10 protein-coding genes and 3 tRNA genes are annotated in these 13,991 nt (G+C 73.3%); 8 read left to right on the top strand and 5 right to left on the bottom strand.

Annotated elements, in window-relative coordinates; all coding sequences use genetic code 11:
- Window positions 1-30: 30 nt before the first annotated feature.
- The 7 genes from ACIGO6_RS15530 to ACIGO6_RS15500 all read left to right on the top strand — a co-directional run bounded on the left by ACIGO6_RS15530 (window position 31) and on the right by ACIGO6_RS15500 (window position 4,223).
- Window positions 31-102 (top strand) — tRNA-Gly (locus ACIGO6_RS15530).
- A gap of 80 nt (window positions 103-182) precedes the next feature.
- Window positions 183-255 (top strand) — tRNA-Gly (locus ACIGO6_RS15525).
- Between the two features lie 150 nt (window positions 256-405).
- Window positions 406-1,377: an ABC transporter ATP-binding protein gene (locus tag ACIGO6_RS15520; protein WP_399875765.1), complete on the top strand. Its 972-nt coding sequence runs from the start codon at window positions 406-408 to the stop codon at window positions 1,375-1,377.
- Entirely contained in the window at window positions 1,374-2,168 is a 795-nt protein-coding gene (locus ACIGO6_RS15515) for an ABC transporter permease (RefSeq protein WP_399875764.1), read from the top strand. The genes ACIGO6_RS15520 and ACIGO6_RS15515 overlap by 4 nt, the downstream gene beginning before the upstream one ends.
- 38 nt (window positions 2,169-2,206) lie before the next feature.
- The gene (locus ACIGO6_RS15510; protein ID WP_399875880.1) at window positions 2,207-3,478 is read left to right on the top strand and encodes a sensor histidine kinase; all 1,272 of its coding nucleotides are present in this window, start codon (window positions 2,207-2,209) and stop codon (window positions 3,476-3,478) included.
- On the top strand, window positions 3,475-4,089 hold the full coding sequence (locus tag ACIGO6_RS15505; RefSeq protein WP_399875762.1) for a response regulator: 615 nt from the start codon (window positions 3,475-3,477) through the stop codon (window positions 4,087-4,089). The genes ACIGO6_RS15510 and ACIGO6_RS15505 overlap by 4 nt, the downstream gene beginning before the upstream one ends.
- 58 nt (window positions 4,090-4,147) lie before the next feature.
- Window positions 4,148-4,223: transfer RNA gene (locus tag ACIGO6_RS15500), tRNA-Gly, on the top strand.
- Between the two features lie 55 nt (window positions 4,224-4,278).
- On the opposite strand, the gene ACIGO6_RS15495 is transcribed toward ACIGO6_RS15500, so the two are convergent.
- The 4 genes from ACIGO6_RS15495 to purD all read right to left on the bottom strand — a co-directional run bounded on the left by ACIGO6_RS15495 (window position 4,279) and on the right by purD (window position 10,313).
- Window positions 4,279-5,178: a phosphoribosylaminoimidazolesuccinocarboxamide synthase gene (locus tag ACIGO6_RS15495; RefSeq protein ID WP_399875760.1), complete on the bottom strand. Its 900-nt coding sequence runs from the start codon at window positions 5,176-5,178 to the stop codon at window positions 4,279-4,281.
- Between the two features lie 85 nt (window positions 5,179-5,263).
- Window positions 5,264-6,769 (bottom strand): N,N-dimethylformamidase beta subunit family domain-containing protein, encoded by a 1,506-nt coding sequence (locus ACIGO6_RS15490; protein ID WP_399875759.1) that lies wholly within the window; start codon window positions 6,767-6,769, stop codon window positions 5,264-5,266.
- A gap of 155 nt (window positions 6,770-6,924) precedes the next feature.
- Window positions 6,925-8,751: a hypothetical protein gene (locus tag ACIGO6_RS15485; RefSeq protein WP_399875757.1), complete on the bottom strand. Its 1,827-nt coding sequence runs from the start codon at window positions 8,749-8,751 to the stop codon at window positions 6,925-6,927.
- 308 nt (window positions 8,752-9,059) lie between these two features.
- Window positions 9,060-10,313, bottom strand: a complete 1,254-nt coding sequence (purD, locus tag ACIGO6_RS15480; protein ID WP_399875756.1) for a phosphoribosylamine--glycine ligase — start codon at window positions 10,311-10,313, stop codon at window positions 9,060-9,062.
- A 328-nt stretch (window positions 10,314-10,641) separates the two neighbouring features.
- Between purD and ACIGO6_RS15475 the strand changes: the two genes are divergently transcribed.
- Window positions 10,642-11,544 carry an RNA-guided endonuclease InsQ/TnpB family protein gene (locus ACIGO6_RS15475; RefSeq protein ID WP_399875878.1) on the top strand — a complete coding sequence of 301 codons (903 nt, stop codon included), beginning with the start codon at window positions 10,642-10,644 and terminating at the stop codon, window positions 11,542-11,544.
- Window positions 11,545-11,601: 57 nt separating this feature from the next.
- On the opposite strand, the gene ACIGO6_RS15470 is transcribed toward ACIGO6_RS15475, so the two are convergent.
- Window positions 11,602-13,959: a DNA polymerase III subunit gamma and tau gene (locus ACIGO6_RS15470; protein ID WP_399875754.1), complete on the bottom strand. Its 2,358-nt coding sequence runs from the start codon at window positions 13,957-13,959 to the stop codon at window positions 11,602-11,604.
- Between the last annotated feature and the right edge of the window lie 32 nt (window positions 13,960-13,991).

Here is a 13,991-nt window from a genome sequence, read left to right as displayed (position 1 = left end):
CCAGGCCGAAAAGCCCAGCTCACGGAACATGCGGGTGTAGTTCAGTAGTAGAACATCCCCCTTCCAGGGGGAAGGCGCAGTGTGCAATTCCTGTCACCCGCTCTGCATCGCCGTACCGATCACGCAAGTCGATCAGGTAGGCTGGTGCTCGCACCGATCGGTGAAGGCCGGTCGGGGGCAATGCGGACGTAGCTCAGTTGGTAGAGCGCAACCTTGCCAAGGTTGAGGTCGCGAGTTCGAGCCTCGTCGTCCGCTCGGGAATCAGACCCCGGTCCTCAGGGACCGGGGTCTTTTCGTGCGCGTCCGACGCAGAGCAGATCGGGTGACTTCCGTTCTGACATTTGTCATGCCGGCCGATGACGGCCCGCACTGTCGGTCTTCCCGTCGGGCCGGAATGCTCGAGGCATGCGATCAAACGGACACGAACACGTGATTGAGGTCACCGACCTGCGACGTGTGTACGGGGGCGGGTTCGAGGCCGTGCGGGGGATCGACTTCTCCGTGCGCCGCGGAGAGATCTTCGCGCTGCTGGGCACCAACGGCGCCGGCAAGACATCGACGGTCGAGCTGCTGGAGGGCCTCGCCGCCCCGGCCGGCGGGCGGGTGCGCGTCCTCGGGCACGACCCGTACACCGAGCGGGCCGCCGTACGCCCCCGCACCGGCGTGATGCTCCAGGAGGGCGGCTTCCCGTCCGAGCTGACCGTCGCGGAGACCGCGCGGATGTGGGCGGGTTGTGTGAGCGGGGCGCGCCCGTCGGCGGAGGTGCTGGCGCTGGTCGGACTGGAGTCGAAGGCCGGCACCCGCGTGAAGCAGCTGTCCGGGGGCCAGCGGCGCCGGCTCGACCTGGCGCTCGCGCTGCTCGGTGACCCCGAGGTGCTCTTCCTCGACGAGCCCAGCACCGGACTGGACGCGGAAGGCCGCCGGGACACCTGGGAGTTGGTGAGCGCGCTGCGCGACCGCGGCACGACGGTGCTGCTGACCACGCACTACCTGGAGGAGGCCGAGAACCTCGCCGACCGGCTCGCGATCATGCACGAGGGACGGATCGCCGCCACCGGAACCCCGGCCGAGGTGACCGCCGCACAGCCCTCCCGGATCTCCTTCGAGCTGCCCGAGGGCTACTTCGTGGGCGACCTGCCGCCGCTCGGCGAGCTGGGCGTGAGCGACCACGAGGTCGACGGCCGGATCGTCCGGCTGCGCACCCGCGAACTGCAGCGCGCCGCCACCGAGTTGCTCGTGTGGGCCGGACAGGCCGGGGTGGAGCTGCGCCGCCTGGACGTGCGGTCGGCGTCGCTGGAGGAGGCGTTCCTGGGGATCGCGAAGGAGGCCTCCGCGAGGGCGGCCGAGGGCACGACGACGAAGGAGTACGCGGCATGAGCGCCACGACCACCAAGCACGCCGCGGTCACCACGCCGTTGGGGCGCATGACCGCCCTCGCCCGCGCCGAACTGACCCTGCTCGGGCGGAACAAGGGCACGCTCTTCGCCGCGCTGTTCGTGCCGCTGGTGCTGCCGGTGAGCGTGCGGTCGGCGGCCCAGGAGATGGACCTCGCCGAGGCCGGACTGACCACGGGCACGCTCGTGCTGCCCGCCGCGATCGGTTTCTCCCTGCTGTTCGCCGTCTACTCGGCGCTCGTCGGCGTCTTCGTCGTCCGGCGCGAGGAACTCGTCCTCAAGCGGCTGCGCACCGGCGAGCTGCGGGACGTCGAGATCCTGAGCGGGTCCGCGATGCCGGCCGTCCTCTGCGGGCTCCTGCAGTGCCTGCTGCTCGCGGTGGGCTGCGCCGTCCTCCTGGATCTGTCGGCGCCGTCCGCGCCTCACCTGGCGGTCCTCGGCCTGCTGCTGGGGCTCGTGATGTGCGCCGCGCTCGCGGCCGTCACCGCGAGCTTCACCCGGACCGGCGAGAGCGCGCAGGTCACGCCACTGCCGTTCATGTTCGTCTCGATGCTCGGCTCCGGCATGTTCGTGCCGCTGGAGCTGCTGCCCGACCGGCTGGCCTCCGTCTGCGAGCTGCTGCCGCTGACGCCCGTCGTCACCCTGGTCCGCGGCGGCTGGACCGGCGACCTGTCGGCCCCCGAGGCGCTGGGCGCCGTGGCCACGGCGGTGGCCTGGACCGTGGTCTCGGTGTTTGCTGTACGACGGTGGTTCCGCTGGGAGCCGCGACACTGATGCACGGTGACGGCTGGGAGAGCGGGGCGAGCGAGGACATGCGCAGGCCGGGGGGCTGGTGGCGGCGGAAGAGCACGCCCGCGAAGGTCGAGGCGTACACGCGGTGGTCCTTCCACTTCTTCGGGGTCATCGAGTTCCTCGTGATCGGGCTGTCGTCCTTCGACCAGGTGGGCCCGCGCCTGGCCACCGGGCTGTCCCTGTTGGTCGCCGTGCACGCCGTGGTCTGCATGGTGACCGCCTCCCGGTCGCTGGACTGGACGCGGGGCCGGCGGGCGCAGCCCCTGCGGATGCTGTGGGCCCTCGGCGTCGCCACGGCGGTGCTCGCGATCGGCGCCATCGGTCTCGCGGGACGCGGTCCGGGCGGCGAGGGCATCGACTCCGCGGCGGGCTCGGTCTTCGGAGGCGTCCTGTGCTTCGGCGCCGGCACCATCGCGCTCGGCGTGCGCAACCGGCGGCGCGTGAGCGCGATCGTCGGCGGCTTCGCGGTGGGTGCCGGGGCCGTGGCGTTCCCGCTGGGCCTGCCCGGCCCCGCCGCGCTCCTCACGGCCTGTTTCGTGCTGCTCGGCGCCGGTTTCGTCGCCTTCACCTCGGTGTTCTCCGTCTGGCTCCTCAACGCCGTCTACGAACTCGACGAGGCGCGCGAGACCCGGGCCCGGCTCGCGGTCGCCGAGGAACGGCTGCGGTTCGGCCGGGACCTGCACGACGTGATGGGGCGGAACCTGGCCGTGATCGCGCTCAAGAGCGAGCTGGCCGTCCAGCTGTCGCGGCGCGGTCGGCCCGAGGCGGTGGAGCAGATGATCGAGGTGCAGCGCATCGCCCAGGAGTCGCAGCGGGAGGTCCGGGACGTCGTACGCGGCTACCGGGAGGTCGCGCTGGAGGTCGAGCTCGCCGGTGCCCGGGGCGTGCTCTCCGCGGCCGGCATCGCCTCGGAGGTCAGCGGCGAGACGGCCGGGCTGCCCGCCGAGGTGCAGTCGGCGCTCGGCTGGGTGGTGCGGGAGGCGACGACGAACGTGTTGCGGCACGGGAACGCGGAGAAGTGCTCCGTGACGGTGCGGGTGCTGGAAGGGCGTGCAGTGCTGACGGTCGAGAACGACGGAGTGGCCGAGGCCACCGGAGCCGCTGGGGCTGCTGGGACCTCCGGTGGCTCGGGGGGCTCGGGCGGCGGTTCCGGGCTGGCGGGGCTGCGGGAGCGGCTGTCCGCCGTGGACGGCACGTTGGAGGCCGGGCCGGCCGGCAAGGGTGTGTTCCGGCTCACGGCCGAGGTGCCGCTGCCGTCGGCCGCCGCCACCGTGCTGGAGGTCGCGTCGTGACCACTCCCGTACGGGTGCTGCTCGCCGACGACGAGCACCTCATCCGCGGGGCGCTGGCCGCCCTGCTCTCCCTGGAGGACGACCTGATCGTGGTCGCGGAGGCCGCCACCGGCCCGGAGGCCCTGGCCATGGCCCGGGCGCACGTGCCGGACGTCGCCGTACTGGATCTCCAGATGCCCGGCGCGGACGGTGTGAAGGTCGCCACATCCCTGCGGGCCGAGCTGCCCGGCTGCAAGGTGCTGATCGTGACCAGTCACGGGCGGCCCGGGCATCTGAAGCGGGCGCTCGCGGCGGGTGTGCGGGGGTTCGTCCCCAAGACGGTCAGCGCCCAGCGGCTCGCCGAGCTGATCCGCACGGTGCACGCCGGAAACCGTTACGTCGACCCCGAGTTGGCCGCCGACGCGATCTCCGCCGGGGACTCGCCGCTGACCGCGCGCGAGGCCGAGGTGCTGGAGCACGCCGCCGACGGGGCGCCCGTCGCGGAGATCGCGGAGCGCGCCGCGCTCGCGGAGGGGACCGTACGGAACTATCTGTCGTCGGCCGCGAACAAGCTGGGGGCGGAGAACCGCCACGCGGCGGTGCGGCTCGCACGGGAGCGGGGTTGGGTATAGTGGCTGTCGCGCCACGGCGAAGTCCACGGGGATTCCGGGACGGAGTGCACGGCGCAGTGCGAACGTAGCTCAGTTGGTAGAGCGCAACCTTGCCAAGGTTGAGGTCGCGAGTTCGAACCTCGTCGTTCGCTCCACAGGAGAAAGCCCCCGGCTCCGGCCGGGGGCTTCTTCGTGTGCGCGGCGCTCCGGCTACGACCAGCTAAGACCGGTCAGGCGCTCGTACGCCTCGACGTACTTGGCGCGGGTCGCCTCCACGACCTGCTGCGGCAGGGCCGGCGGGGGCTGCTCGCTCCTGCGGTCCCAGCCGGACTCCGCCGAGGTCAGCCAGTCCCGCACGTACTGCTTGTCGTACGACGGCTGCGCGCGGCCCGGCTGCCACTGGTCGGCCGGCCAGAAGCGGGAGGAGTCCGGGGTGAGCACCTCGTCGGCGAGGACCAGGCCGTCGTCGGTGAAACCGAACTCGAACTTGGTGTCGGCCAGGATGATCCCGCGCTCACGGGCGACGTCCCGGGCGCGGGAGTACACGGCGAGGGTGGCCTGGCGCAGCCGGGCGGCGGTGTCGGCGCCGACCTGGCGGGCGACCTCCTCGTAGGAGACGTTCTCGTCGTGCTCGCCGACCTCGGCCTTGGTGGCCGGGGTGAAGATCGGGGCGGGCAGCTCGGAGCCGTCGACGAGGCCCTCGGGGAGGGCGAGGCCGCAGACGGTGCGGGTCTCGTTGTACTCGGCCAGCCCCGAGCCGGTGAGGTAGCCGCGGGCCACGCACTCGACGGGGACCATCCGCAGGGACTTGCAGACCAGGGTGCGGCCCTGCCAGTCGGCGGGGGCGCCGGGGGGCAGCTCGGTACTCAGCACGTGGTTGGGGACCAGGTCGGCGAGCTGGTCGAACCACCACAGGGAGAGCTGGGTGAGGACCCGGCCCTTGTCGGGGATCTCGGTCGGCAGCACCCAGTCGTAGGCGGACATGCGGTCGCTGGCGACCATCACGAGGTCGCCCGCCTCGTTCTGGTACAGGTCGCGCACCTTGCCGGTGTGCAGGTGCACCAGGCCCGGAACCTGGATCGGTTCGGGCTTTTCGACGAATCCGGACACGGTTCCTCCCCGTGGTTCTGTCCAATGCCTCGATTCTCCCGTACGACGGGGCAACCCGAGACCCGGGGTCGGTCCGGTGCGCGGGTCAGTCCCGTTTGCAGATGCGGTCCAGCAGGTTGGCGGTGGCGCGCTGGACGCGCGGGTCGACGTGGCCCGGGCGGTCGAGGGCCGGGGTCCAGGCGAACGTTCCGGACGCGAAGACCCAGGCGCCCGAGGGGGCCCGGTACAGCGACGTCTCCTGGTGGCGGCGGGCGCCGTCCACGTCCCGGTACGGGGAGTGGGCGAGCAGGACGCGTTCGTCGTGCCCGGGGAGCGCGGTGCGGGGGAAGTAGCGGTCGGCCTCGCCGGCGACCAGGTCCTCGATCTCGTCGCCCTCCTGGGCGCCGGTGGCCTCCCAGAGCCAGTGGCCGGCGTTGCGGACGATCATCGGGTGCGGTTCGGGGACGCGGCCGGCGTACTGGATGCCGAGTAACTGCTGTTCCGGGCGGTCGATCTCCCGCCACAGCACCGGCCGGCCCGGGCCCCGGCGTTTGCGGCAGGTCAGCAGGCGGTCGGGGGTGCCGGACGGGGAGGGGGCCAGCTCCACCTGCCAGTACATGGTGTTGGCGGAGAGGAAGACCAGGGACGTGCCGTGCTCGCGGGCGAGCTCCGTGGTGCGGCGCATGGCCGCCGACCAGTACTCGTCGTGGCCGGGGAAGACCAGGCCCCGGTAGCGGGTCGGGTCGACGCGGCCGGAGTGCAGGTCGCGGGCGTCGGCGTAGGCGACGTCGTAGCCGTAGCGCTCGGCGAAGCGGATGAAGTCGTAGGCGTGGCCGACGTGCAGGGGCAGGCCCGCGCCCGCGTACGGCCGGTCGAAGGAGACGGTCGTCGCGGCGTCCGACTCGCCCAGCAGTCGGCCCTCCTCGTCCCAGGCGTGGTAGAAGCTGGCGCCGGTGCGGCCGTCCTCCGGGTAGAGGTTGTACGCCTGCCAGGTGATGTCCGGCAGGACGAGGAGCAGGTCGGCCGGGTGACTGTCGCGGACGGTGAAGGGGACGTGGGAGCGGTAGCCGTCGGCGGTGGTGAGGACGGCGACGTACGCGCCGATGTTCCAGTACGAGGGGATCTGCAGCCGCCAGGACAGCCACCAGTGGTGGCAGGAGACGGTGCGGTCGGCGGTGAGCGGTGGGGGCTGGACGATGCCGGAGAGGCGGGGGCTGGTGGTGATCTTCGCGGCGCCGTCGCCGCCGTAGTGACCGATCCGGTAGACGTCGACGCCGAACTCCTGGGGCGGGTCGACGGTGATGTGGAAGTCGATCGCCTCGCCGGGGGCGGCGGCGCCGGTCGCCGTGAAGCCCTTGATCTGGCACCGGACGTCGTCGGCGGCGCGCGGGCCGCCGCCGTCGGTGCGGCGCGCGGGGTCCTGGCGGGCTTGCCGGGACTGCCGGGACGGGCGGGGCTGGTCCGGGTCCGCGTACCAGGGGACCACCTGGCCGGTGTCGCCGAAGTACGTCTCGCCGCCGCGCAGCCAGGGGACGGGCCCCTGGCCGAAGGGGTCGGTCACGGCATGCGCGAGTGCTCCCGACTCCCAGCGGCGGATCTGCTCGGGCCCCATGGGACAGTCCCCTCCCTCGTGCCCCCGTGGTCGTGCGTATGACGAACGCCTTTGCCATGTGCGCGATCGGTCCCAGCACATCACATATCGCGCGTGTGCTGTCACTGTTCGTTGCGAAGTGGCCGAAAGTGGAAGCGGAGGGTCCGGTTCAGGTGTCAGACCAGGCGTACCGGCTTCTCCGGGCGTATGCCGAGCTCGGTCAGCCAGGCGCGGAGCGGGCCGGGGTCGCCCCTCTCGACGAGGCTGAGGACGCGCGGCGCGAGGTCCGCGGCGCGGGCGCCGTGGATCAGGAGGGACGGTCCGTCGAGCCAGTCGAGCCCGGGCGTCGCGCCCGCGGTGTCCATGGCCGCGCAGCACACCATCGCGGTGATGTGGGCGGTCAGGATCTCGCGGCCGGTGCGCGGGGGCTGAAGGGGGAGGAGGGGGAGCGCACGGTCGTCCCAGAGGGCGGTGCCGAAGCCGGCCGGGCCCGCGGCTGCTCCCGGGGCGAGCGACGGGGGCTCGGTACTCGCCGCCTCCTCGCGGGCCAGCTGCGCGCTGAGCCCTGCGGCCAGCGCGGCACCCCGGGGGGTGGTGCCGGAGAGGTCGTCCTCGTCGACGGGGGCGGTGCGGGGAGTGGGGTCGGCGTCGGCGGCGGGGGCGAGGTGGGCGGCCGGGTCGGCTTGAGCCGCAGGGTCGATGGGGGCGGCCGGGGCGGCGGGAGCGAGGTGGTCCAGGACGCGGGACAGGGTGGGGCCGTCGGTGCCCGGTGGAGTGCTTTCGGTGGTGCGGCGGACGCCCAGGGTGTCCAGGACGCGGTGGAGGCGGGCCGCCTCCGTGCGCCAGGTGCGGTCGACGACCTCCTCGGGATACTCGTCCCACTCCACCGGCGACCAGTCCGGGCCGGTCTCGGCGGGCCCCCCGTGGAAGAGGCGCGCGGCGAGGAGGGACACCGCCTCGTCCATCGCCCCGGGCTCCTCCAGCAGGTCGCAGGCGGGACGCTCCCCCAGGCGGGAGGCGAACCCCTCGGCCAGGCGGTCCCGGCGGGACAGCTCCGTGAGCGCGGCGACGACACCCACGTCCAGCCGGGAGGGCCAGCGGCCCATCCGCCAGGCGGGCAGCGCCACCCGGGTCAGCAGCCGGTCCCAGCCCGCGTAGGCGAGCCCCACCTGCTCCTGCGCGACGATCCGCAGTCCGTAGTCCACAGCCTGTGCACGCTCGGCGGCCGCCGCCGCGACCCCGCGCTCCATCTCGGCCGCATGACCGCGGCAGCTGCGCAGCAGAAGCCGGGACACCCGGCCGAGGCCCGCGTACACCGCGCCGGACGGCAGGCGGCGCTTCCGCGTCGAGGCCACCGCCACGGCCGCGTCCAGGCCCCGTATGAAGCGGCGGGCCGCGGCTATGTCGGGGTGCGCCGAAGGCCCCGTACCGGCGACGACCGGGGCGAGCACCGCGCGCAGCTCACCGACGCGCATCCACCACAGGAAGGGGGAGCCGATGACGAGGACGGGGGCCGCGGAGCTCCGGCCGTGGGCGGCGGCGCCCGGACCGGTCGACGCGTCGTGCCGGTCGGCGCGCGGCGGCCCGTGGGCCGGGTGGGTGCGGTCCTCCAGCCAGCTGTCGCAGTCCGGCGTGAGCGCTATCGCGGAGGGGGCGGGGACCTCGAGCCGCTCGGCCAGGTCGCGCACCATCCGGTACAGGTCCGGGGCCGACTCCTCGGCGATCGTGACCGTCGGGGTCACGGCGGGCCGGGCGCGGCCGACGACCAGGGCGACACCGGCGGCGGCCACCAGCACGAGGACCGCCGGGACGGTCACGGCCCAGCGGGCGACGTCCCAGCCCCCGCCCACGAGATGGCCGGTGGAACCGCCCACGAGCAGCACCACGGCGACGGCAGCGGGCAACAGGGCGACGGCCACGGCCCGGGAGCGGACGCGCAGCACGGCCAGCGCCCGGGAGTGCGCGGCCTGCGCGCCCAGCTCCACACCACCGATACCGGTCACGGCCGGACCTCACCCCCTCCTCGCTGTCCTGGGCCGTCCTGCGGCCCTCCTGCTCGTGCTCACTCCCCCACTGTGGCACCCGCCACTGACATCGCAATGCCGGTGGGCCAAGTGCCGGAACGCTTGCGCGGCACCCTAGTTGGGGGCTTCGCGCCCGTCAGCCGTATGGCGCATCGGTCACTCGATGGAATGGCTTTGGGGAAAGGTGGATGACGGACAGCAAGGATCAGGCCCCGGCTCCTGAGACGGAGCCGGGGCCTGTCGGGTTCGGTGCGGACTGGGTCCCTCCGGGTCGGGTCGACGCCGGCTTACGCGCCCGCCGCCGCCTTCGCCGCGATGTCCGTACGGTGCTGGGAGCCGTCGAGGCCGATGCGGGCGACGGCGCGGTAGGCGCGGTCGCGGGCCTCGGTGAGGTCCGCGCCGGTGGCCGTCACGGACAGGACGCGACCGCCGGCGCTGACGACGGCGTCGCCCTCGCTCCGGGTGCCGGCGTGCAGGACGTAGGCGTGCGGGGCGTCCTCGGCGGCCACCTCGTCCAGGCCGGTGATGGGGTCGCCGGTGCGCGGGGTGCCGGGGTAGTTGTGGGAGGCGACGACCACGGTGACGGCCGCGTCGTCGCTCCAGCGCAGGGGCTCGAGGTCGGCGAGGTTGCCGGTGGCGGCCGCCATCAGCAGGCCGGCGAGCGGGGTCTTCAGGCGGGCCAGCACGACCTGGGTCTCGGGGTCGCCGAAGCGGGCGTTGAACTCGATGACGCGGACGCCGCGCGAGGTGATCGCCAGGCCCGCGTAGAGGAGACCGGAGAACGGGGTGCCGCGGCGGCGCATCTCGTCGACGGTCGGCTGGAGCACGCTCTCCACGACCTCGTCGACCAGCTTGGGATCGGCCCACGGCAGCGGCGAGTACGCGCCCATGCCACCGGTGTTCGGACCCTCGTCGCCGTCGAGGGCGCGCTTGAAGTCCTGGGCGGGCTGGAGCGGGCGGACGTTCTCGCCGTCGGTGATGGCGAAGAGGGAGACCTCGGGGCCGTCCAGGTACTCCTCGATGACGACCCGCTCACAGGAGTTGGCGTGCGCGCGGGCCGCCTCGATGTCGTCGGTGACGACGACGCCCTTGCCGGCGGCCAGCCCGTCGTCCTTGACGACGTACGGGGCGCCGAAGGCGTCGAGGGCCTCGTCGACCTCGGCCGGGTTGGTGCAGACGTACGAGCGGGCCGTGGGGACGCCGGCGCCGGCCATGACGTCCTTGGCGAAGGCCTTGGAGCCTTCGAGCTGGGCGGCCTGTCCGGAGGGGCCGAAGACCGGGATGCCCGCCTCGCGCACGGCGTCGGCGACCCCGGCGACGAGGGGCGCCTCCGGCCCGACGACGACCAGCTCGGCGCCGAGCTCGGTGGCCAGCGCGGTGACGGCCGCGCCGTCGAGGGCGTCGACCTGGTGCAGTTCGGCGACCTCGGCGATCCCGGCGTTGCCGGGCGCGCAGTGCAGCGCGGTGACGTCGGGGTCGAGGGACAGGGAACGGCACAGGGCGTGTTCGCGGGCGCCGCCGCCGATGACAAGGACCTTCACGGGGGTCAGCCTAATGGGAACGGGCCGGGACGGTTTGTGCGGGCTTCCGAAGGGACGGCACGCGGAGGCCTGTGGGTTTCTCCAGTACGGGTCCGGATCACGCGCCCTCGCTCGCCCCCTCCCCCTTCCTGCTTCCTACTCGCGCTACCAGGGTTCATTCGCAGTGCCTCGGGCTTCAGCCCGATGGTGAAGCGAATGTCGTGGCCGCGGCGCGGAACGTCGCAGTGGCGTTTCCGGCGGAGCCGGGCAATGCACTGTCACCGGGGGTGAGGTGGGGAACGAATGTTCCCGGTTACGGCCTGTGTGCGCCTATTCGTACGATCTCCGCATGCAGCTTCGATATGCGTTTCGGGTGTACCCGAATGCCGGTCAACGAGTCGCGTTGGCAAGGACGTTCGGGTGTGCCCGGGTCGTGTTCAACGACGCGGTGCGTGCTCGTGAGGACGCCCGCAGGGACGGGCGGGCGTTCCCGACGGCCGGTGAGCTGGTCGTCAAGGACGCGGCCGGCAGGTTCTTCGCCTCGTTTGTCATCGACGCCGACCCCGCCGCCGACGCCGCCCGGATGCCCGGAACCGACCGCACCATCGGTATCGATCTCGGCCTCACCCACTTCGCCGTACTGTCCGACGGCACGAAGATCGACTCTCCGCGTTTCCTGCGGCGCGCGGAGAAGAAACTGAAGAAAGCCCAGCGGGAGCTGTCCCGCAAGCGGAAGGGATCGAAAAACCGGGCCAAGGCCCGTCTGAAGGTTGCCCGCGCCCATGCCAAGGTGGCTGACGCGCGCCGTGAGTTCCACCACCGGCTCTCCACCAGGCTGATCTCCGAGAACCAAGGGATCGCCGTGGAGGACCTGGCGGTCAACGCACTGGCCCGCACCAGGCTCGCCAAGTCCGTCCATGACGCGGGCTGGGCACAGTTCCTCGGCATGCTGCAGTACAAAGCGGCACGGTACGGGCGGACCTTCGTGAAGATCGGCCGGTTCGAGCCCACCAGCCAGGTGTGCTCCGCCTGCGGCGCCGTGGACGGGCCCAAACCCCTCGACATCCGGGAATGGACCTGCACAGCCTGCGGAACGGTCCATGACCGGGATCACAACGCCGCGATCAACATCAAGACGGCCGCCGGACTGGCGGTATCGGCCTGCGGAGCGCCGGTAGGACCAGAACCCGTTCTGGCACAGCGCGAAGAAACAGGAAGCCACGGATTCCCGACCGAACCCCGTGCCGCGTAGCTGCACAGCGGCCGATCGAGAAGGCCAGAATCCCCGGGCTTCAGCCCGAGGAGCATGTCAATCGTGCGCGATCTCCTCCACCACGGTCGCCCCCAGCTCACGTACGAGCAGTTCCTTGCCGGAGAGGGCCGACTCGTCGAGGTCGGGGTCGTCGTCCTCCGGGATGTCGTCCTCCGGGGAGACCGGACGCGGCGCCGGAGGCTCGGGGGCCGCGGGCCGGGGTGCCTGGTCGGCCGCCGGGGAGGAAGACCGGGGCGCGGTGGCGGGCGAGGGAGGGGCGGAGGCCTGGGACGGGGGCGCGGGTGCCGGCGCCGCCGGTCGCTGCGCGGGCGCGCCCCCGCCGTACCCGCCGCCCCCGGATCCGCCGTAGCCACCGCCGCCGCCACCGCCCGCGGGACCGCCGCCGTAGCCGCCGGACGGGCCGGCGGAGGGCAGGGGTGCGGAACCGCCGGAGGGGTCGACGATCGCCTCGATCTTCCACTGCACGTTGAACTGCTCGGCCAGGGCCTGCCGCAGCACTTCCTCGCTGCCACTGCTCAGGAAGTTGTCGCGGGCGCCCGCGTTGACGAAGCCGATCTGGAGGGTGGTGCCGTCGAAACCGGTGACCTGGGCGTTCTGGCTGAGCAGGATCCAGGTGAACCTGCGGCGGTTCTTGACCGCCTCCAGGATGTTGGGCCACAGCGCGCGCGGGTCGGGGCCACCGCTCGGGGCCGGGACCGGGGCGGCGGGCGCGGCGGTGGCGGCCGGCACGGCTGCCGGGGCCGGCGCGGGGGCGGGGGCGGGTGCCGACGGGCCCGGCGGGGTCGTCGGGGTCGGTGCGGGAGGCTGCCCTCCGCCCGCGGGAGCCGCCGTGGGCCACCCTCCGGGCCGCCGTCCGCCGCCCGCGGGAGCCGCGGTGGGCCAGGCACCGGGCGCCGGTGCCGAGGTGGGAGTCGACGCGGGAGCCTGCGCGGGAGCGACCGGCGCCGGCGCCGGGGGCTGTCCGCCGCCCTCGCCGACACCGGCACCCTGAGCAGGAGCAGGAGCAGGGGCAGGGGCAGGGGCAGGGGCAGGGGCAGGGGCAGGGTCGGCCGCGGGAACGCCGGCACCCGGCGCCCGTACCGCCGCCCTGGCCGCGGCCGGACCGCTCCCCGGCGGAACCGGAGCGGCGGCCGGGGCACCACCGGCACCGGCATGCGCCCCGGGCCCCGGCACGTACGCCATCGCCGGCGCCCCCGCGCCCGTTCCCGCGCCCGCGCCCGCGCCCGCGGAGAACTGCACCCCGCGCTCGATCCGGTCCAGGCGCGCCATCACCGAGCGCTCGTCGCCGTATGCGGCGGGCAGCAGCACGCGCGCGCAGATCAGCTCCAACTGGAGGCGGGGCGAGTGGGCGCCGCGCATCTCCGTGAGCCCCTCGTTGACGATGTCGGCGGCGCGGCTCAGCTCGGCGGCGCCGAAGGACCGCGCCTGGGCCTGCATCCGCTCGACGACGTCGGCGGGGGCGTCGATCAGCCCCTTCTCCGCGGCGTCGGGCACGGCGGCGAGGATGACGAGGTCCCTCAGGCGCTCCAGGAGGTCGGCGACGAAGCGCCGCGGGTCGTTGCCGCCCTCGATCACCCGGTCCACGACCTCGAAGGCGGCCGAGCCGTCCCCCGAGACGAACGACTCGACGACGGAGTCCAGCAGCGAGCCGTCCGTGTAGCCGAGGAGTGCGGTCGCCATGGCGTACGTCACACCGTCGGCACCGGCGCCGGCCAGCAGCTGGTCCATGACCGACATCGAGTCACGCACGGACCCCGCACCGGCGCGCACGACCAGCGGCAGCACGCCGTCGTCGACGGGGATGTCCTCCTTGCCGCACACCTCGGCGAGGTAGTCCCGCAGGGTGCCGGGCGGCACGAGCCGGAACGGATAGTGGTGGGTCCGCGACCGGATGGTCCCGATGACCTTCTCGGGCTCGGTGGTCGCGAAGATGAACTTGAGGTGCTCCGGCGGCTCCTCGACCACCTTGAGCAGGGCGTTGAAGCCCGCCGACGTGACCATGTGGGCCTCGTCGATGATGTAGATCTTGTACCTGCTGGAGGCGGGCCCGAAGAACGCCTTCTCGCGCAGGTCACGGGCGTCGTCCACACCGCCGTGCGAAGCGGCGTCGATCTCGATGACGTCGATGGAGCCCGGCCCGTTGCGCGCGAGGTCGCGGCAGGACTGGCACTCGCCGCAGGGCGTCGGCGTCGGACCCTGCTCGCAGTTCAGACAGCGGGCCAGGATCCGGGCGCTGGTCGTCTTGCCGCAGCCGCGCGGACCGCTGAACAGGTACGCGTGATTGACCCGGTTGTTCCGCAGCGCCTGCTGCAGCGGGTCGGTGACATGCCCCTGCCCGATGACCTCGGCGAAGGACTCCGGGCGGTAACGGCGGTAGAGCGCGAGAGACGACACGTATACGAGGTTATAGGCGCCCACCGACAACC

Origin of the sequence: Streptomyces sp. NPDC053750, from assembly GCF_044544295.1 — a bacterium.
GTDB lineage: Bacteria > Actinomycetota > Actinomycetes > Streptomycetales > Streptomycetaceae > Streptomyces.
The sequence above is the reverse complement of the archived record's forward strand: the minus strand, read 5'-3'. Positions and strand labels throughout refer to the sequence as shown.